Raw genomic sequence first — 19,233 nt, forward strand, 5'->3', positions numbered from 1 at the left:
CGCGCACCGTCCCGGCGGACCAGGAAGAACGACAGGAAGAACGTCAACTGCCTACGCCGCCGCGAACGTCACCAGGGACGGCTGTGCAGTGCCACGTGCACGGTGTCCACTGCCTGCACCAGCGCGGCCCGGGCGGTGCTGGTGGGACAGACCGCGTCGAGGAGGAGGAAGCCGTGCACGGCGCCCTGGTACCGCGTCGACACCACCTGGACACCCGCCTCCCGGAGCCGGGCCGCATAGGCCTCGCCCTCGTCCCGCAGCACGTCGGCCTCCGCGGTGACCACCAATGCCGGTGGGAGCCCGGCCAGCTGGTCGAGCGTGGCCCGCAACGGCGCGGCGGTGGCCTCCAGGCGCAGCCGCTCGTCGGGCAGGTACTGGTCCCAGAACCGGCGCATGTGGTCGCGTTGGAGGAAGTACCCCGTCGCGAAGCGGTGGTAGGACGGGGTGTCGAAGTCCGCATCCGTCACCGGGCACAGCAGCACCTGGTGCACCAGCCGGACGTCCCCTCGCTGCTGCGCGAGCAAGGTCAGCGCCGCCACCAGGTTGCCCCCGGCGGAGTCCCCCACGGCCGCGATCCGCTCCCCGGCCAGGCCGATCTCGTGGCCGTGCGCATGGATCCAGCGGGCCGCGGCGTAGCACTGCTCGACGGCCGTCGGGTAGCGGGCCCCGGGCGCCCGGGCGTAGTCCACGTACACCACGGCCGCGTCGGTGCCCAGCGCGAACTCCCGGATCAGTCGCCCGTAGGAGGCGGTGCCACCGGACGCCCAGCCGAGGCCGGCCAGGAACAGCACCACGGGGGTCGGCTCGTCGGACCCGACGGGTCTGGTCACCCGGACGTGCACCCGTCCGGTCGGTCCGCAGGGCAGGGCGAGCCACTCCGTCGTGGTCCCGTAGGGATCGTCCGGCGCATCGGCATCCCACGCGTCCTCCGCGGCGCTCTCGAGGAAGGAGAGGTCGGGGAGATCCGTCTCCGCCCTGCCGGCCTGGGCTTCCAGGAACCGCTGGAGCCTCAGGTCGAGCACCGGTCGCGGACCGGGCGTGGGGGTGGTGTCGGACAACGCTTCGCTCCTGGCGTGATCGGAAGGGCACTGACGCGCGCCTGGTGTTCGCCGGCGCGACCGGGCGAAGAGCGCCTGCACGCGGTGGACAAGCCCGACCGTACTGTGGAGGGATCGGCCTCGGTGGTCTGACCGTGCACGGATCACGATATCGGCGGGCGACGTGGCGGTGAGTCAGTCGGCCGCGCTCTGAAGCACCCACCACTCACGCGGCGAAACCCCGTAGGCGGCCCGGAAGGCCCTGCTGAAGTGCGCCGGGTTGACGAAACCCCAGCGCTGGGCGACCGCCGACACCGTCGGCGCGGTGCGGCTGCGGCGGGCCAGTTCGCGAGCGCATTCGTCCAGTCGGCGCTGCTGGATGAGCCGGCTCACCGTCACCTCCTCGCCCTCGAAGAGCCGGTGCAGGTACCGGACGGAGATGTTGTGGGCCCGCGCGATCGTCTCGGGCGACATCTCCGGATCGCCCAGGTGCCGATCGATGTGCTCCCTCACCCGCCGGACCAGGTGGTCGCTCGGAGCGTGGAGGCCGTCGGCGGCGTCGGCCGCCCGCACCGCGGCCAGCTGCGCGACGAGCGTGCTGATCAGGTCGGCGACGCTGCCCGCCAGCCGGTCACCGACCGGAGTGGAGTACGCGTGCGCGGACGCGGCGACGGTTTCGAGGAAGGGCAGCAGCACAGCCCCGCACCCCTCGGTCGGGGCGACGGCCGTCGCCGCCACCTGCCGCAACTCCCGCTCCGGCACGCCGAGCAGCCGGCGCGGCAGGTGGAAGAGATGGGTGCGGAAGCGCTCCGGGAAGTCGACGGAGAACGGCCGGCCGGTGTCGTACAGGACGAGCTCGCCCTCGGACACCTCCGCCCGCCGCCCGTCCTGCGCCAGCACGGCCCGGCCGGACACCTGCACCCCGACCCCCACCTGGGGCTCGCTCCGCGGGGCGCGTGCGATCAGTCCCGCCGTGCGGGAGACCCGTGCCGCATCCGCCTCCAGCGTCGAGATCCGGACGTAGCCGAGCCGCTGGGACACCAGGCGTCCGTCGAACGGCGTCCCGGCGAGCGGGACCACCTCCACCGGCACCAGGGTCCGCGACATCGCGCCGCCCCAGAACGCCGCCTTCTCGTCGTCCGGAACCGCCGCGGTCGTCACCTGCAAAGCCACGTGTCTGCCCTCCTCCGAAGTCCTTCGACGAGCTTGCTCCGCGGATCGGCGGGCACGCATACGTCATCTGACTGGTGTGCGGCCGCTGTGCGCCGGCAGAACCGAGCCGGTGCACGCTGAGCACACCAGAGGGCTCGAGTCCTCGACGAGGACGTGGCCGGGCTCGGCCGGTCGAGCGGAGAGTGCGTCTTCCGTCCACCGGAGATCTCCACCGGCCCGGAGGAGGGACTGGCAGGTCAGCGGGAAGCCGGCGGGTTGACGCCTTGCTGGCCTCTTCCCGTGGTGCGGTCAGGGCTGAGCACCCGCATGGCCCGGGGTGGCGCTCGCGTCCTCCTGCACCGACGGCGTGCACTCCAGTGCACGCGCCTGCATGTCGTCGGCACGGGCGTTCCCGATCGCGCTCAGCAGCCCGGCGGCCCGCAGCCAGCTGTCACGTGCCGCCTGAGCGTCTCCCAGGTCCCGTTGGGCCCGGGCCAGGTGGTCGAGCACCTCCGCCTGGTTGTACCGGTCGAGGACTTCTTCGTACAGCCGCAGCGACATCTCGAAGTGCCGGACGGCTTCGGGCAGCTCGCCCAGCTGGTGAAGCGCGTAGCCGATGCTGTCCCAGGTCGCGGCCTCGCTGAAGCGGTTGCCCGACTCCTGGAGCAGGATCAGCGCCTCGCGACAGCAGGCCAGTGCCTCGCGGTGCCTGCCCAGGAGCGTCAGGTACCAGCCCACGGCGTTGAGCTCACGTGCGATCAGGTTGCGGTCCCTCAGGGTCCGGTAGATCGCCAGCGCGGCGCGGGCGTGGTCCACGGCTTCGCCGTACCGCCGCTGGCGGCCGCGCACCCACCCGATGCTGCGCCGTGCGTGGGCTCGGTGGAGCTCGGGAAGCCGGTGGAGCTGGCCCTCGATGTGACCGAGTGCGAGATCGGCCTCCTCGCTCTGCCCGGTTTCGGCGAGGGCACGGGCCAGGCTGCCGGCGACTTTCGAGATGCCCGACGGGTCGTCGAGCAGGAGCGCGGCATCCAGGGCCAGCCGGTGCATCGCGATCTCGTCGGCCCACTGCCCCTGGGCGGAGAGGTAGGGGGTCCAGTCGTGCGCGACGGCGACCCGGAAGTGGAGCAGCCTGGGGTCCTCCGCCTTCTGCAGGGCGGCCAGGACGGTGCGCTCTTCCCGCTGGAACCAGGCGACGGCCTGCTCGCGGTTGTCGAAGGCCAGCAGGACCGCCCCGGCCGCAGGAGCCTGGTCCAGTTCCTGGACGGGACGCGTCTCCAGAGCCCGGACCGCTCCCCGCGCGTTGTGGCGCAGGTAGTCGAGCACGCGCAGTTCGGCGGCGTACCGGTCGTCCTGCGCCCGGTCGAGGAGGTCGCCGGCGTACTCCCGGACGAGGTCGTGCAGGACGAAGTTGCCCTCCGCGTCGCGGGACAGGAGGCTGGCAGCGGCCAGTGAACGCAGCAGGCGGCGGGCCGTCGCCATCGGCTCGCCCGCGGTGGAGGCTGCTGCCTCGGTGGAGAACACCGGGCTGGGGAGCACGGCCAGATGGCGGAAGAAGCGGGCGGCGGACGGGTCGAGTGCCTGGTAGGACCAGGAGAAGACCGCGCGGACGTCCGTGTGGGGGTCGTCCGTGGCAAGGACGTCCAGGCGGGAGCGGGCCTCGGCCAGTTCGTCGACCGCGACCCGCAGCGCGAGGGCGGGCTCGGCGGCGACATGGGCGGCGAGGATGGCCACCGCCAGGGGCAGGTGCCCGCACATCCGCACCAGCTCGGCCGCGCTCACGGGGTCGGCAGGAACGCGTTCCGGGCCGATCCGTGCGGCGAGGGCGTCGAGCGCCTCCGCGGGCGTCCACAGGTCGAGGTCGATCAGGTGGGCCTCGTCGGTGGTGGCGAGCCCGGTCAGATGGGTGCGGGAGGTGATGACGGTCAAGCAGTTCGCCGACCTCGGCAGGAGCGGTCGCACCTGCTGGGAGTCGCGGGCGTTGTCCAGGACCACGATCATCCGGCGCAGCGACACCTGCTCGCGGAACAGGGCGCTGCGCTGCTCGGCACCGTCGGGGATCGACGCGCCCGGAACGCCGAGCGCGGTGAGGAACCCGCCCAGGGCGTCGGCCGGATCCAGGCAGCTGCCGGAGGGGTCGAAGCCGCGCAGGTTCACGTAGAGCTGGCCGTCCGGGAACCGGTCCGCGACCCGGTGGGCCCAGTGGACGGCCAGGCTGGTCTTCCCGACCCCGGCCAGCCCGCCCACCGCGACGACCGGAGCGTGCCCGTCCGGTGCGGCGAGGCCGTCGGTGAGCCGCTGGATGTCGGCCATCACCTCCGCCCGCCCGCGGAACGCACGCAGGTCCGGCGGCAGCTGCCGAGGGACCTGCCGGGCAGCGCCCGAACCGTCGTGGCGTCCCTTGCGCTGGGCAGCACCCACCAGCGCCTGGCGCTCGGACTCGTCGAGGGCCAGGGCGTCCAGCAACTCGTTGAGCGTGCTCTGCCGGGGCGTGCTGCGGCCGCGCTCCAGGTCGCCGATGGCGCGCGCGCTGACGCCCGACGCCTGGGCCAGGCCCTCGAGCGTGAGCCCGGCGCGCTCACGCACCTCACGCAGCACCGCGCCGAACCGCTGTTCCACTCGCACTCCCTGAACCCCGACCACTCCATGATGATCATCGCATCGACGCGAAGCCGCTGCCGTGTCGCCCCGGACGCCCGCACATCACGCGGGGCGGCGGGGCGACTGCGGGAGGCGATGATGGCCAGGTACCCCTCGTTTGGCAGAGAAAGGCCCGGCAACTGCCGGCCGGGCCGCCCCGATCAGCGGTGCTTGAACCAACTCATGACGCTGGTAGGCAGGTTGTTGTAGTCGAACATCGCCTGGTTCTCCCAGGCGTCGCCGGAGGTGGGATCGGTCGGGTCCCAGCCGTTGCCGGCGACGGCCGTCCAGGTCGGCTCCCAGTAGAAGGCTCCGAGGCCGCGGCCGTTCGGGACCGCCTCCACGACGTTCAGCACATCGCGGAAGTTGGCCGCCTGCCCGGCCTGGGTGGCGGGGTAGCCGGCCATCAGCTGGGAACTGGTGGCGATGTTGTTGGTCAGTGCGTCGTTGTTGGCCAGCGTGAAGGGGTAGGCCGTCTCGGCGACGAAGACCGGCTTGCCGTAGCGGGCCGCCAGGTCGTCGAGGGTGGTCTGCAGATCGCTCAGCGGGCCGTGCCAGTAGCCGTAGTAGGAGAGACCGATCAGGTCGAACGGCACGCCGTTCGCCACCGCGTTGTCGAAGAAGGTCCGAGCCCCGGCGTCGTCACCGCCTTTGGCGAGGTGCAGCGCGACCCGGGTCGAACTGCTCACGTCCTTGGCCGCCCTGGCGCCCTGGCCGAGCAGGCCGCTCAGGTTCGACCAGTTGCTGGTGGACCCCTCGGACCAGAGGATGCCGGCGTTGATCTCGTTGCCGATCTGCACCATGTCGGCCGTGGTGCCCTGCTGCTTCAGGGAATTGAGGACGTCGTAGGTGTGGCTGTAGACGGCGGAGTCCAGCTGGGCCAGCGTGTAGCCGGACCAGGCGGCGGGCTTGGTCTGCTTGCCGGGGTCGGCCCAGGAGTCGGAGTAGTGGAAGTCGACCAGCAGGCCCATACCGAGCGCCTTCACCCGCTTGGCCATCGCCAGCACCTGGGGCTTGTTGTTGTAGCCGTCGGCCGGGTTGACCCAGACCTTGAGCCGCACGTAGTTCATCCCTGCCGAGTTGAGGATGGTCAGCGCGTCTCCCGTGCTGCCGCTGGGGGTGCGGTAGACGCCACCCTTGTCCTCGCTCTTCTTGAGCGAGGAGACGTCGGCGCCGCGGATCGAGAGCCCGGTGCTGCCGGCGGTGAAGGAGAGGTCGTCGATGTTCAGCCAGTTCCCGGCGTTGGCGTCGGAGTCGATGCTGATGGTGCACTGGTTGTTGGTCACCGCTATGGAGGTGACCAGCCGTATCCAGGCGCCGTTCGGCGTCGGCGGCAGGTCGGTGCGCTGTTCGGCGCTGCCGCAGTTGCGCAGCGCGAGGTAGGCGGAGTTCTGCCCACCGCTGGAGCGGACCCAGGCGGTGAGCGTGTAGTTTCCGTTGCTGAGGCCCGGGAGGTACTGGTAGGTCTCGACCTTGTACGCGGCGGCGGCCCACTGGGTCAGCCGGTACGAACCGGTGTGCCCGCCCGCCTCGGTGAAGGAGGCGCTGTTCTGGCCGGCGGCGGAGTAGGTGCTCCAACCGGTGGGGGTGGCGGTGCCCTTGCCGTCGGATTCGAAGCCGGGGTTGGTCAGGGTGCCGGCGGCCTGGGCTTGCGACGCGGGCAGGGCTACGGCCGCGGCCGTGCCGAGCAGCATCGCGACGGCCAGGGCGAGCGGGCGGGGGAACCTGTGGACGTGCTGCATCTTCGTCATCGTCGTCCTTGACAATGCGTAGGGGTGGGGGAAGGCCTTACAGGGGAAGCGCAGCGGGTGGGACGCCTCTCGACGGGGGCAGTGGCGTCCCACCCGGCCGACCAGGTCCGACCCTCGGCGGGCCCGGTCGGAACCCGTCGCCCTGCGGCGACGGGTGGTCCATGGGGGGTGAGGGCACTCAGCGCGGCAGCTGAACGACCCGGGTACTGTTCGCCGGGACCGTGACGCTGCCGTCGGTCGGCACACCGGTGAGCAGTTCGGCGCCCGGGCCCGCGAGCGGGAGCACGGCGTCGGCGCTGGTGTGGTTGATCGCGAAGAGGTACCGGCCGTGCTCGCCGACCCGCTCCACCACCTCGACATCACAAGGGATCTGACGCTCCGCCAGCCCGGCATCGGCGCAGGCGCGGGCCAGCACGGGGTCGAGCTGGGCACCGGTCAGGCGACTGGAGACGTACCAGGCGGCGCCGTCGCCGAGCGAGTGCCGGGTGACGGCCGGGTGCCCGGCGGCCGGGCCGTCGAGGTAGGACCAGACCGGCTCCGCGCCGGCCGGGACGACGAACTCCGACCAGACGTCACCGGTCAGTTCGCAGCCCCCGCCGTCCCTCAGTCGGACCGTCTCGCCGGCCCGCAGCGGGGCGAACTCCTCGACCGTCAGGCCGAGTACGTCCCGCAGCGCGCCGGGGTGCGGCCCGGCCGGGACGGTGTCGTTCTCATCGACGATGCCGGAGAAGTAGGAGACGGCCAGCGTGCCGCCGCCCGCCACGTACTCACGCAGGTTGCGCGAGGCGGCCTCGGTCATCAGGTAGAGCGCGGGGACGACCACCAGCGGGTAGCCGGAGAGGTCGGCCTCCGGGTGGGCGAAGTCGACGGTGAGATGGCGGTCGTAGAGCGCGGCGTACCAGGAGTCGGCCCGCTCGCGCGCGTCGTGGTCCATCGTGGGGCGCCACTCCAGTTTCTGCGCCCACCAGGACTGCCAGTCCCACAGGACGGCCGCGTCGGCGACGACTCGGCTGCCGCGCACGGCCCGCAGTGAGCCGAGATCGGCGCCGAGAGCGACCACCTCGCGCCAGATCCGGCTCTCGGTGCCCGCGTGCGGCAGCATCGTGGAGTGGAACTTCTCCGCGCCGTAGCGCGAGGCGCGCCACTGGAAGAACATCGCGCCCTCCGAACCGCGGGCCACGTGCGCGAGACTGTTGCGGGCGAGCTCGCCGGGGACCTTGGCGATGTTGCGCGGCTGCCAGTTGACCGCGCCGGTGGAGTGCTCCAGCAGCAGCCAGGGCCGCCCGCCGGCCACCGAGCGGGTGAGGTCGGCGGACATCGCCAGGTTGATGTGGTTCCGGTCCGCCTCGGCGATCAGGTAGTGGTCGTTGGTGACCAGGTCCACCTCGCGTCCCCAGGCCCAGTAGTCCAGCGACTCGCACTGGCTGAGAGCGGTCATGAAGTTGGTGGTGACCGGGACGCCTGGCGAGAGCCGGTGCAGCAGGTCGCGTTCGCGCTTGAAGTTCTCCAGGATCGCGTCGCTGGTGAACCGCGCGAAGTCCAGCTGCTGAGCGGGGTTGCAGGCGGTCGGGGTGGCCCGGGGCGGCTGGATGTCGCCCCAGCGGTTGTACCGCTGGCCCCAGAACGTCGTCCCCCAGGCCTCGTTGAGCTCCTTGACGGTGCCGTAGCGGTCGGCCAGCCAGCGTCGGAAGTGCTCGGCGGAGGCGTCGCAGTAGCACGCGCTGACCGGCACGCCGTACTCGTTGTGCACGTGCCAGAGCGCGACGGCCGGGTGTCGGCCGTAGCGGCGGCCGAGCTGCTCGGTGATGCTCGCGGCGGCCTGCTGGTAGGCGGGAGAGCTGTGGCAGATCGCGCCGCGTCCGCCGAACTCGTAGCGCACGCCCTCGCGGGAGACCGGCAGGGCCTCGGGGTGCTCGCGGTAGAACCAGGCCGGTGGGACGACGGTGGGAGTGCCGAGGTCGACCCGGATGCCGTTCTCGTGCAGCAGGTCCAGCAGCCGGTCCAGCCAGCCGAAGTCGTACTCGCCGCGCTCGGTCTCCAGCAGGGCCCAGGAGAAGATTCCGACGCTGACCATGCTGACCCCGGCCTCGCGCATCAGCCGGACGTCCTGCTCCCAGATCTCCTCCGGCCACTGCTCGGGGTTGTAGTCCCCGCCGTACGCGAGCCGGTCCAACCCGAGCGGCCAGGACGCCGGCGTGGGGCTGTCTTCGCTGCTCAGCGGGTGCTCCATTGATGCTCCATCGGCTATGTGCTGTGAACGTGCACAGCCGTCGGGCTCGTGCATCTCGCCCAGATAACCTTATGGTCGCGGTGATTGACAAGTGTCGCGTGCGTTTCCGTACTGTGAACGTGCACAGCCGAGCCAGGGGGCAGGCCGGTGCACTCCCTCGCCTGCTTGACCGCTTCTCCCACCCGCTCGACCTGATGATCCCCGGGAGGATCAATGCACCGCCGTATCGCCATGGCCGCCTCCGCCGCACTGGCCGCAGCCCTCGCCCTGACCGCCTGCAGCAGCTCCGGCTCCGCCGCCCCCAAGGCCGCCGCGGGACCGGTGAACCTGACCTTCTGGTCCTGGACCCCCAACATGGACAAGGTCGCCGCCCTCTGGAACGCGGCCCACCCCGACATCCAGGTCAGCGTGCAGAAGCAGGCCTCCGGCGACGACCTGGTCACCAAGACCATCACCGCCGCCAAGGCCGGCAACGCCCCCGACCTGGTGCAGGCCGAGTACCAGGCGCTGCCCACCCTGGTCAGCAACGACGTGCTGGCCGACATCTCCAAGCAGACCGTCGACGCGAAGAGCAAGTTCGCCGCCGGCGTCTGGCAGCAGGTGACCCTCGGCTCGGCCGCGACGTACGCGGTTCCGGAGGACACCGCCCCGCTCGCCCTCTACTACCGCGCCGACCTCTTCCAGCAGTACGGCCTCACCGTGCCCACCACGTGGGACGAGTTCGCCGCCGACGCCCGCCTGCTCAAGCAGAAGGACCCGAGCAAGGCGCTGACCACCTTCTCCTCCAACGACTCCGGCCTCTTCGCCGGCCTCGCCCAGCAGGCCGGCGCCAAGTGGTGGACCAGCTCCGGCGACACCTGGAAGGTCGGCATCGCGGACACCGCCACCAAGAAGGTCGCGGACTTCTGGGGCGGCCTGGTCAAGGAGGGCGCGATCGACAACCAGCCGATGTACACCCCGGCCTGGGCCAAGGCGTTGAACGACGGCACCCAGATCGCCTGGGTCAGCGCCGTCTGGGCGCCCGGCGTCTTCACCAGCTCCGCGCCGGACACCAAGGGCAAGTGGCAGATGGCCGCCCTCCCGCAGTGGAACGCCGGCGACAACACCACCGGCAGCTGGGGCGGCTCGGCCACCGGCGTCACCACCGGCGCGCAGAAGGCCGGGCACGCGGACGCCGCCGCGCAGTTCGCCACCTGGCTGAACACCGACCCGGCGGCCGTGGCCGCGCTGGTCAAGGAGGCCAACATCTACCCCGCGGCGACCTCCGCCCAGACCGGCGGCGCGCTGGCCACCGCCCCGGACTTCTTCGCCAACCAGCCGGACTTCTACACCAAGGCCGCCGAGATCGCGCAGAACACCGCCCCCGCCGCCTGGGGTCCGAACGTCAACGTCGCGTACTCCACCTTCAAGGACGCCTTCGGCAAGGCCGCGCAGGACAAGAGCGACTTCTCGGCCGCGCTGACGGCGATGCAGGACGCCACCCTCGCGGACCTGAAGAAGAACGGCTTCAAGGCCGAGGGCTGAGCCACTCCCGTGCCCACCCCCGGGGGCCGCGCCATCCGGCCCCCGGGACCCCTCGACCAGAAATGAGCACCGTCACATGGCCGCGACGACGCCTCCCCCGCGCAGGTCGCCCGCCCGCCTCGCCCCCTACGGGTTCCTGGCGCCCGCCATCGTCCTGTTCGTCCTCTTCTTCGCGCTCCCGATCGGCTACGCGATCTTCCTGAGCCTGCGCAAGGTGCACATCACGGGCCTGGGGCTGGGCCCGCACGCCCGCACCGAGGTCTGGGCGGGGCTGGCGAACTACAGCTCCGCGCTGGGCGATCCGGAGCTGCTCGCGAGTGCGGGCCGGACCTTGGTCTACGGCGCCCTGCTGGTACCCGCCATGCTCGGCGCGGCGCTGCTCTTCGCGCTCCTGCTGGACACCCCGCGGGTGCGCCTCGGCACCTTCTCCAAGCTGGCGATCTTCCTCCCCTACGCCGTCCCCGGCATCATCGCCTCACTGCTCTGGGGCTTCCTCTACCTGCCGATCGTCAGCCCTGGCTACTTCCTGCTCACCAAGGCGGGGATGTCCGGGCCCGACCTGCTGCACGGCAACGGGCTCTTCCTCGCGCTGGCCAACATCGCGGTCTGGGGCGGCACCGGGTTCAACATGATCGTCATCTACACCTCCCTGCGTGCGATCCCCGCCGAGCTCTACGAGGCCGCGCGCATCGACGGCTGCTCGGAGCTGCAGATCGCGCTGCGGATCAAACTCCCCATGGTGGCGCCCTCGCTGGTACTGACCTTCTTCTTCTCGATGATCGCCACCCTGCAGGTGTTCAGCGAGCCGATGACCATCAAGCCGCTGACCAACTCCATGAGCTTCAGCTGGAGTCCGATGATGAAGGTCTACCGGGACGCTTTCGTGCAGGGAAACCTCTACTCCGCCTCCGCCACCTCGGTGGTGATCGCCGCTGCGACCCTCGTCCTGTCCTTCGGCTTCCTGAAGCTGGTCAACAAGCGCGCCAACGGAGGCGACTGATGAGCACCGCCCTGACCACCCGGTCCGCTCCCCCCGCCACCCGGCCCGGCGGGGCGGCCAAGGCGGCCAAACCTCGTACCAGCGGCTGGATCCCGACCCTGATCCTGCTGCTCGGCGCCGTCTACTGCCTGATCCCGGTGCTCTGGGTGCTGATGGCCTCCACCAAGAGCGGCTCGGAACTCTTCTCCACCTTCACCTTCTCCCCCGGCACCGGCTTCCTGCAGAACCTCGAGGACCTGTCCGCCTACCGCGGCGGGGTCTTCTGGCAGTGGCTGGCCAACTCGGCGCTGTACGCGGGCGTCGGCGCGCTGCTCTCGGCCTCGCTCTCCGGACTGACCGGCTACGCGCTCGCCAAGTTCCGCTTCCGGGGCCGCACCGCGCTCTTCAACATCCTGCTCGCCGGCGTGCTGATGCCGCCGATCACCCTCGCCGTCCCGCAGTACCTGCTGATGGCCAAGGCCGGGCTGGCCGACAGCTACTGGTCGGTGCTGCTGCCCAGCATCGTCAGCCCGTACGGGATCTACCTGTCCCGGATCTACGCGGCCGCCGCCATCCCGGACGAGGTGGTCGAGGCCGGACGGCTCGACGGGGCCCGCGAGTTCCGGCTCTTCCGCAGCATCGCGCTACCCATGATGGTGCCCGGACTGGTCACGGTCTTCCTCTTCCAGTTCGTGGCGATCTGGAACAACTTCCTGCTGCCCTACATCATGCTGGGCGACGACAAGAAGTTCCCGGTCACCGTGGGGTTGTACTCGCTGCTCGCGCAGGGCGCCAACCAGCCCGCCCTCTACACCCTGGTGATCACCGGCGCGCTGCTGTCGGTCCTGCCGCTGATCGCGTTGTTCCTGGGACTCCAGCGCTACTGGCGCGTCGATCTGCTCTCCGGAGCCGTAAAGTCCTGACCGACCAGTCGTCATGCACCGCCGACCCTTCGATTGAGGAACGACCCACCCGATGACGGAACCCGAGCCCCGCTCAAGGCCGGCCGGAAAGGCGAAGCGACCGCCGACCATCCACGACGTCGCCGCGCGGGCCGGCGTGTCCCGCGGCACCGTGTCGCGCGTGCTGCAGGGCGGACACAACGTCAGCCCGGCCGCGCTGGAGGCCGTGAACAGCGCCATCCAGAAGCTCGGCTATGTCGTCAACCGCCACGCCCGCAGCCTGGTCACCCAGCGCTCGGACTCGGTCGCCTTCCTGCTGTCCGAGCCTCAGGAGCGCTTCTTCGAGGACCCGAACTTCATCACGCTGCTGCGCGGCTGCACCGCGGCGCTGGCCGAGCACGACATCCCGCTGCTGCTGATGACCGCCGGCACCGAGCCCGAACGGCGCCGTGTCACCCGCTATCTGGCGTCCGGTCACGTGGACGGCGTGCTGCTGGTCTCCTCGCACGCCGGCAATCCGATGCTGGACCACCTGCGCGAGGCCGGGCTGCCGGTGGTCTCCTGCGGCAAGCCGCCCGGCTACCGCGGCCCGCTGGCCTACGTCGCGGCCGATGACCGCGAAGGCGCCCGGGAGATGGTCCGCCACCTGATCGACTCCGGTCGACGCACCGTCGCCACCATCGCCGGCCCGCAGGACACACCCGGCGGCGTGGAGCGGCTGGCGGGCTACCGTGAGGTGCTGGCCGAGTACGGACTCCCCTACCAGGAACGGCTGGTGACGGTGGGTGACTACAGCCGGGCGAGCGGGGAGGCGGCCATCACGCGGCTGCTGGCACAGGCCCCGGAGCTGGACGCGGTCTTCGTCGCCTCCGACCTGATGGCCGACGGTGCCCTGACCGCCCTCGAACAGGCCGGGCGCACGGTGCCCGGCGACGTCGCGATCGGCGGCTTCGACGACTCCGCGATCGCCAGCACCGCCCGGACCCCGCTGACGACGATAAGGCAGCCGTGGGACCGGATCAGCGAGGAGATGGTCCGCCTGCTGCTCGCGCAGATCGCGGGCGCCGAGCCGGCCACGGTGATCCTGCCGACCGAGCTGATCACGCGTGCGTCGGGCTGAGCCGATGACCACCACCGACACCGGACGCGGCCCGGCGCTCCTCACCCGGCAGCGCCGGGACCACATCCTGGCCGACCTGCGCGCGCACGGCGCCGTGCGCACCGGCGAGTTGAGCCGGCGCTGGGTGGTCTCCCCGATGACGATCCGGCGCGACCTGGCCGTCCTGGAGGCGGGCGGCGGCGCCGTCCGGGTGCACGGCGGGGCGGTCAGTGCGCTCGGGCCCGAGCCCGGGGCCGGGGCCGGGGCCGGGGCCGGGGCCGACGGCGCCGTTCCCGGGGACGCCGCCGTACGTGCGCTCGCCGCCGCTGCAGCCCGCACTGTCCAGCCCGGCGCGGCGATCGGCCTCTCGGGCGGCCGGGCCGTCGAAGCGCTCGCCGAGGAGCTGACGCAGCACGAGAACCTCACCGTGGTGACCAACTCGCTCCGGGTCGCCGCCATCCTTGACGGCACCGCGCGCAGGTCGCCGACCGTCATCCTGACGGGCGGTCACCTGAGCCACAGCGGCCTGCTGGTCGGGCCGCTCGCGGTGGCCTCGCTGCGCACCATGCGGGTGAACCTCGCCTTCGTCGACTGCGAGGGTGCGGACCTCACCGGCGGCCTGACCGTCGGCGACCTGGCCGACGCCGAACTGCGCGCCCGCATGCTCCACACCGCCACTCGGCGAATCCTGCTTGCCGAGCCGACCGTCTTCGGCGCCCGCGCACTCGCGCCGTTCGCCACCCTGCGCGAGATCGACACCGTCCTCACCGCCCCGTCGCCGGACGGCAGCGGCAGCGCGGCCCGCGAGGAGGTCCTGCGCGCGATCAGGGGGCCGCTGGCAGAAGCACTGCCCGAGGGGCGGTAATCCGTCAGTTCGCCCAGAAGCTCCGAGGCCGAGCCCCGGCACGCTCGGAATCGACTCGGCGACTGTAGCGGCCTCGGCTCTGCCGTCGGTCAGCACCGCGAAGAGCCGACCGCGGCGAGCCGGAGCTGGCCGGCCCCTTGCTGTCCGGGGCCGGCCATGCGGGTGCGGGGTGGGTCAGTGGGGTGCGTCGTGTGCGGGTGCGTGGCCGACGGCCGGGGTGGGGGCGGCGGCTGCCGCGCTGCCCGCGGTGGTGCAGGTGGTGCCGTTGAGGGTGAAGGTGCTGGGGGCTGTGTTGGTGCCGGAGTAGGAGCCGTTGAAGCCGATCGTGGTGGAAGCCCCGGAGGGCAGCGACGCGTTCCAGCCGGCGTCCTTGACGGTGACCGCGGCGCCGGTTTGCGACCAGGAGCCGCTCCAGCCCTGGGTGACCTGCTGGTTGCCGGCGAAGGTGAATCCGAGGTTCCAGCCGTTGACCGGTGCCGCCTGGTTGGTGATCGTCACGCTCGCGGTGAAACCGACGCCCCAGTCACTGCTGAGCCGGTAGGCGACGGTGCAGCCGCTCGTGGCGGCCGGACCGGTGGTGACCTGCAGCGGAGCCGACGGGGGCGAGCTGCGGCCCGCAGTGTCGGTGGCCACCACACGGAAGGTGTAGGCGGTGGCCGGGGTCAGGCCGGTGACGGTGGCTGTGGTGGTCGAGGCGGGGACGGTGGCCAGCGGCGCGGTGGTGGCCGGGTCGCCGGCGTATACGCGGTAGTCCGCCAGGGGCGAGGTCCCGGGTGTGGCGGCCGGCCAGGTCAGCGTCACGCGGTCGGCGCCCGTCGCGGAGGCCGTGGGAGCGCCGGGCGCCGAGGGCGGGGTGACCTGGGCCGAGCCGGCGGGAATGACGTACTCGGTGATGGAGTACGCCGGGAAGGTCGCGGTGAAGGAGCCGCCGCCCAGCGGCTGGTCGGCCGGGTGCTGGATCGCGGTGGAGTCGGCCTGACCGTAGCGGTAGACCTGCGCCGCCGCCGGGAGCGCGGTGCCGCCGGTCACGGAGACGGGTGCGGTCAGGTCGCCGGTGGTCTTGTTGATCACCATCACCGTGGTGGCATGGTCGCTGCTGCGCTCGGCCGCGTACACCGACAGCTTGTCCTGGTCGGCACTCGCGGCCCGGACGGAGGTGTCGCCGAAGGTGCCGCCCTGACCGTCGTAGTTCAGGAACATGCGGAAGGCGTACGCTCCGGGGTCGGTCGCTTTCGGCGGTGACCACAAGGTGGCCAGGTCCAGCCCCTCACGTCCGAAGATCCCCAGCACGTCGGCCTCGGCCAGGCCGCCGTCGACGTGGTCCAGCGCGCCCCAATTGTACTCGGAGACGGCCAGCTTCGTCCCCGGGTAGTTCTGGTCGACCAGCGAGCGCATCCGGGGGACGAACTGGATCGGCTGGTTGATCCAGCTCTCGTCGACGTAGGAGGGGTCCCACAACTGCCGGGTGGAACGCAGTCGCAGGGCCTGCGTGGCCGCGTCGTCCGCACCGCCGGACACACCGGACTGCTGCGGGTAGAGGTGCTCGTCGAAGTAGTCCAGGATTCGGCGCCCGTGCGCCTGCTCGTACGCCTTCATCTGCTGCAGGTACCACGGGGCGAACTGCACGCCGCCGTGCGCGGCGGCGTCCGGCGGGTTCGACCAGCAACTGCCCCCCTGCTGGCCGCACACCTGCTGGTCCAGGCCGGAGTAGATCAGCGAGTTGAAGCCCCAGCCGACCGGGCCGAGGGTCTGCGCGGCCGGGTCGGCCGCCTTGACCGCCGCGGCGGTGGCGTAGGTGCTGTCGCGCATCTCGTCGTAACCCGCACCGGTCGGGTGGACGTCGCGGTGCGTGCTGGACCACAGGTCCGGTTCGTTGTCCAGGTCGTAGAAACCCACCCCGCCACTGCCCGCGGTGCCGTACGTGCTGTCGAGGTACTGCACCCAGCCCTTGACGAAGTCCGGGCCCGCGGGCGTGCTGGTCTCGGCAGGGTCGTTGCCCGTGATCAGGGTGCCGTCCGGCTTCTTGCCGTTGCCGCAGTCCGGCCGCCACTGTGCGTCGGTGTCCTGCTGGGGACCGTACTTGGCGACGCTGAACCCGCAGCCGGCGTCGCGGCCGGCCGCCGTCCAGCCGATCATCGGCACGGTCATCAGCGTGTCCGTGCCCGTCCGGTGGTTCTGGTCGACGAACTTGTCGGCCTGCGATCCGGCGGGCAGGGCCGCGGTGTCGTTGCTGTAGTGCAGGTCCTCGAAGTACCAGTCGGCCCCGGCGTTGTAGGAGTCGAGCATGTAGTTGTAACGGCTGGTGGCGTTGCCGCCCCAGCGGCCGATCGGTAGGCGCAAGTCCTTGGCCAGTGCCTCGTCGGGGAAGTTCATGCCGTAGATGTGGGGGTCGATGGCGTGCCGCCCGCTGGTGGCGTCCACGGTGATCGCCGGGCCCGCGGTGGCATCGGCCGCCCGCGCCGATCGCGCGGGCCCGGTGCCGGCGGCCTGCGCCGCCCCGGCGCCGGCCAGCAACACCGCGACCGCCGCCACGGCGACCGCCTTGTGTGTCGTACGCATGGTCTCCTTCTCAACGGCCGGCAGCACGGGCGGGACGGCCCGCCACGCACGGAGCGGGCGATCGGCACGTACCGTCAGCAGCGCCGCGGCCTCGGGGTGGGGGATGGAAACGACCGCGCTGCGGGAACCCGCCTCCCACCGGCCCGTCGGTCGGTGGGAGGCAGGACGACGCGGCCGGCGATGGCGTTGCCCGGCCGACGGCGCTACTCCTCAACTCGCCTTGAACCAAGGCGAGTCCAGAGTGGGAGCGCTCCCACTTGGGAGTGTGGAGCGCCCGGACCGGAGTGTCAACAGCCCGAACGCCGCCACGCCGTACCCAGCCGCGACCCACCACGCGCAGTCCGCAGGAGCTGCGCCGGATCCTGCACCTGAGAGCCGGCAGACCATCCGCCGGCCCCGCAGCTCCTCGGCCCGGCGGGTCGGAACGCACCACTGTTGTTAGCGTTCACACGGCTGCTGTTCATGTGCCCCACGCGGTCCCGTCACGGGTCTGCCGCAGACTCCGATCGCCCAGCGCGGCACGCTCCCGTGCCGCGCTCCTCTGTCACGGTCGACTGGCGCGGAGAGACGAACATGGATACGCAGCTGAACAGCATGCCCCGGCGCGGTTTCCTCCGGAGCGCGACCGGCGCCACGGTCGGTGCGCTCGCCTTCGGCGTGCTGACGGAGCCTCAGCAGGCTGCCGCGGCAGACGGAGCGCCCGCGTTCGTCGACTCCTACGCGACCAACAGCATGGCCGACCTCACCCCGCAGGGCAACGCGGCCGTGCGCATCCTCTCGGGGATGGGGAAGATCTGGAAGACCGGACCGGACTGGAACACCGGCTCGCCGCTGATGGCCGACATCCTGCGCGCCAACATGCGCTACTGCGCGCGCGTCACCGGGCAGCGGACCGACGCGCAGGCCCGTGAGGCCTTCATCTACGACCGGCAGGACCAGAGCTACGCCATGATCGCCGGGCTGGGTCCGCTCGCCGACCTGTACCGGACCGGCGCCAAGGCCGTCACGGGCATCACCTCCGCGCCCGACGGCACTCCGCCCGCGCCCGTCAGCGACACCGTCCCGCCCGGTGCGCCGGCCGGTTCCGCGCTCGGCGCCGGGGCCGTCGACTCCGCGCTCGGCCAGGTGGTCACCCTGGTCAACACGCTGCGCGGCCCGCACGCCTCGGGCAACCCCAGCAAGTTCGCCTACGAGTACCCGCGCCCCTGGCGGATGACCGAGGAGAGCACGGTCGTCGACACCGGGACCACGGACGGCCTCGGCTACCCCGTCTACAGGTCCGACGTGGTCGTCGCTCCGCAGCTGCTGCGCCAGCGCAGCACCACCCCCGCCAGTGACGGCGGATTCCCCAGCGGGCACACCAACGCCTTCCACCTGGCCGGGCTCGCGCTCGCCTACGCCGTCCCCGAGCGGTTCCAGGAGCTGGTGACGCGGGCGATGGAGCTCAGCCACACCAGGATCCTCGCCGGCATGCACTCGCCCGTCGACGTCATCGGCGGCCGCATCCTGGCGACCGCGCTGGCCGCCGCCGCCCTGGCCGACCCGGCGAACGCCGCGATCAAGGCCGCCGCGCGCGCCCAGGCCGCCGCCTACTTCCAGGCACAGACCGGCAGTTCGGCGGATTCGCTGAACGCCTTCGCGCACTCGGCGGGGCCCGGCACCGACCCGTACGCCGACCGCGAGGCCAACGCGGCTCTCGTCACCCCGCGGTTGACCTACGTGCTGCAGCGGCACGGCCGCTGCCTCGACATGACCGTGCCCAAGGGTGCCGAGGTGCTGCTGGAGACCCGGCTGCCGTACCTGGACGCGGCCCAGCGGCGCGAGGTGCTGCGGACCACCGCGCTGCCCTCGGGGTACGTCCTGCTGGACGGCGACGAGCAGTGGGGGCGGCTGAACCTGTTCGCGGCGGCCGACGGGTTCGGGCGCTTCGACACGGACGTCCGGGTCGTCATGAACGCCGCCGACGGCGGCTTCAGCGCGGCCGACGCCTGGCGGGGCGACATCGACGGCTGCGGCGGCCTGACGAAGCAGGGCTCCGGCACGCTGACGCTGTCGGGCCACAACCGCTACAGCGGGGGCACCACCGTGGCGGCGGGCACGCTGGTCGCGGCCTCCCGCGAGGCCCTCGGCCACGGCGGCGTCCGGCTGACCGGCGGCATCCTGCGGCTGGACCCGGCCGGCGGCAGCGCCAGGTGCCAGGGCGACTACACGCAGAGCGCCGGCGCCACGCTGGAGGTGGTGCTCCGGCACGGCGCCACCCCGGGGCTCGACGTCGCCGGACGCGTGGTGCTCGACCGCGACAGCGTGCTCGTGCTGCGGCCCGACGGCACCGAGCGGCTGCACCACCTCACCGTTCCGGTCCTGCGGGCCCGTTCCCTGCAGGGCCAGTTCGGCACGATCAGGGTCGACGCGGACGGCTACCAGGCCGTCCCCGTCTACACGCACGATGGTCTCTCGGTCCGTCTCACCCTGCGCTGATTCCCCCGCTCGAATCCCGA

General features: G+C 71.9%; 12 protein-coding genes. 6 read left to right on the forward strand and 6 right to left on the reverse strand.

The features are described 5' to 3' along the window. Window positions 1-68: 68 nt before the first annotated feature. From ACFYNO_RS00765 to ACFYNO_RS00785, 5 genes are all read right to left on the reverse strand, one after another. Window positions 69-1,058: an alpha/beta hydrolase gene (locus ACFYNO_RS00765; protein ID WP_388002936.1), complete on the reverse strand. Its 990-nt coding sequence runs from the start codon at window positions 1,056-1,058 to the stop codon at window positions 69-71. Between the two features lie 174 nt (window positions 1,059-1,232). Then, window positions 1,233-2,210, reverse strand: a complete 978-nt coding sequence (locus ACFYNO_RS00770) for a helix-turn-helix domain-containing protein (protein ID WP_388002939.1) — start codon at window positions 2,208-2,210, stop codon at window positions 1,233-1,235. Between the two features lie 288 nt (window positions 2,211-2,498). Further along, entirely contained in the window at window positions 2,499-4,805 is a 2,307-nt protein-coding gene (locus tag ACFYNO_RS00775) for an ATP-binding protein (RefSeq protein WP_388002942.1), read from the reverse strand. 182 nt (window positions 4,806-4,987) lie between these two features. Beyond that, the gene (locus ACFYNO_RS00780) at window positions 4,988-6,568 is read right to left on the reverse strand and encodes an arabinogalactan endo-beta-1,4-galactanase (protein ID WP_388004287.1); all 1,581 of its coding nucleotides are present in this window, start codon (window positions 6,566-6,568) and stop codon (window positions 4,988-4,990) included. A gap of 187 nt (window positions 6,569-6,755) precedes the next feature. Further along, a complete protein-coding gene (locus ACFYNO_RS00785) occupies window positions 6,756-8,807 on the reverse strand; it encodes a beta-galactosidase (protein ID WP_388002945.1) in 2,052 nt (683 codons plus the stop codon). 213 nt (window positions 8,808-9,020) lie between these two features. On the opposite strand from ACFYNO_RS00785, the gene ACFYNO_RS00790 reads away from it, so the two are divergent. From ACFYNO_RS00790 to ACFYNO_RS00810, 5 genes are all read left to right on the forward strand, one after another. Beyond that, on the forward strand, window positions 9,021-10,331 hold the full coding sequence (locus ACFYNO_RS00790; protein WP_388002948.1) for an extracellular solute-binding protein: 1,311 nt from the start codon (window positions 9,021-9,023) through the stop codon (window positions 10,329-10,331). Between the two features lie 76 nt (window positions 10,332-10,407). After that, window positions 10,408-11,331 carry a carbohydrate ABC transporter permease gene (locus ACFYNO_RS00795; protein WP_388002951.1) on the forward strand — a complete coding sequence of 308 codons (924 nt, stop codon included), beginning with the start codon at window positions 10,408-10,410 and terminating at the stop codon, window positions 11,329-11,331. Beyond that, a complete protein-coding gene (locus ACFYNO_RS00800; protein ID WP_388002954.1) occupies window positions 11,331-12,233 on the forward strand; it encodes a carbohydrate ABC transporter permease in 903 nt (300 codons plus the stop codon). The genes ACFYNO_RS00795 and ACFYNO_RS00800 overlap by 1 nt, the downstream gene beginning before the upstream one ends. A 52-nt stretch (window positions 12,234-12,285) precedes the next feature. Then, window positions 12,286-13,332, forward strand: coding sequence for a LacI family DNA-binding transcriptional regulator (locus ACFYNO_RS00805; protein ID WP_388002956.1), 1,047 nt, complete (start codon window positions 12,286-12,288; stop codon window positions 13,330-13,332). A 4-nt stretch (window positions 13,333-13,336) separates the two neighbouring features. Then, the gene (locus ACFYNO_RS00810) at window positions 13,337-14,176 is read left to right on the forward strand and encodes a DeoR/GlpR family DNA-binding transcription regulator (RefSeq protein WP_388002958.1); all 840 of its coding nucleotides are present in this window, start codon (window positions 13,337-13,339) and stop codon (window positions 14,174-14,176) included. Window positions 14,177-14,350: 174 nt separating this feature from the next. On the opposite strand, the gene ACFYNO_RS00815 is transcribed toward ACFYNO_RS00810, so the two are convergent. After that, window positions 14,351-16,735, reverse strand: a complete 2,385-nt coding sequence (locus tag ACFYNO_RS00815) for a glycoside hydrolase family 44 protein (protein WP_388002961.1) — start codon at window positions 16,733-16,735, stop codon at window positions 14,351-14,353. A gap of 573 nt (window positions 16,736-17,308) precedes the next feature. On the opposite strand from ACFYNO_RS00815, the gene ACFYNO_RS00820 reads away from it, so the two are divergent. After that, window positions 17,309-19,213 (forward strand): phosphatase PAP2 family protein, encoded by a 1,905-nt coding sequence (locus tag ACFYNO_RS00820; RefSeq protein ID WP_388002964.1) that lies wholly within the window; start codon window positions 17,309-17,311, stop codon window positions 19,211-19,213. The last annotated feature ends 20 nt before the right edge of the window (window positions 19,214-19,233 follow it).

Origin of the sequence: Kitasatospora sp. NPDC006697, assembly GCF_042869935.1 — a bacterium.
Taxonomy (GTDB): domain Bacteria; phylum Actinomycetota; class Actinomycetes; order Streptomycetales; family Streptomycetaceae; genus Kitasatospora.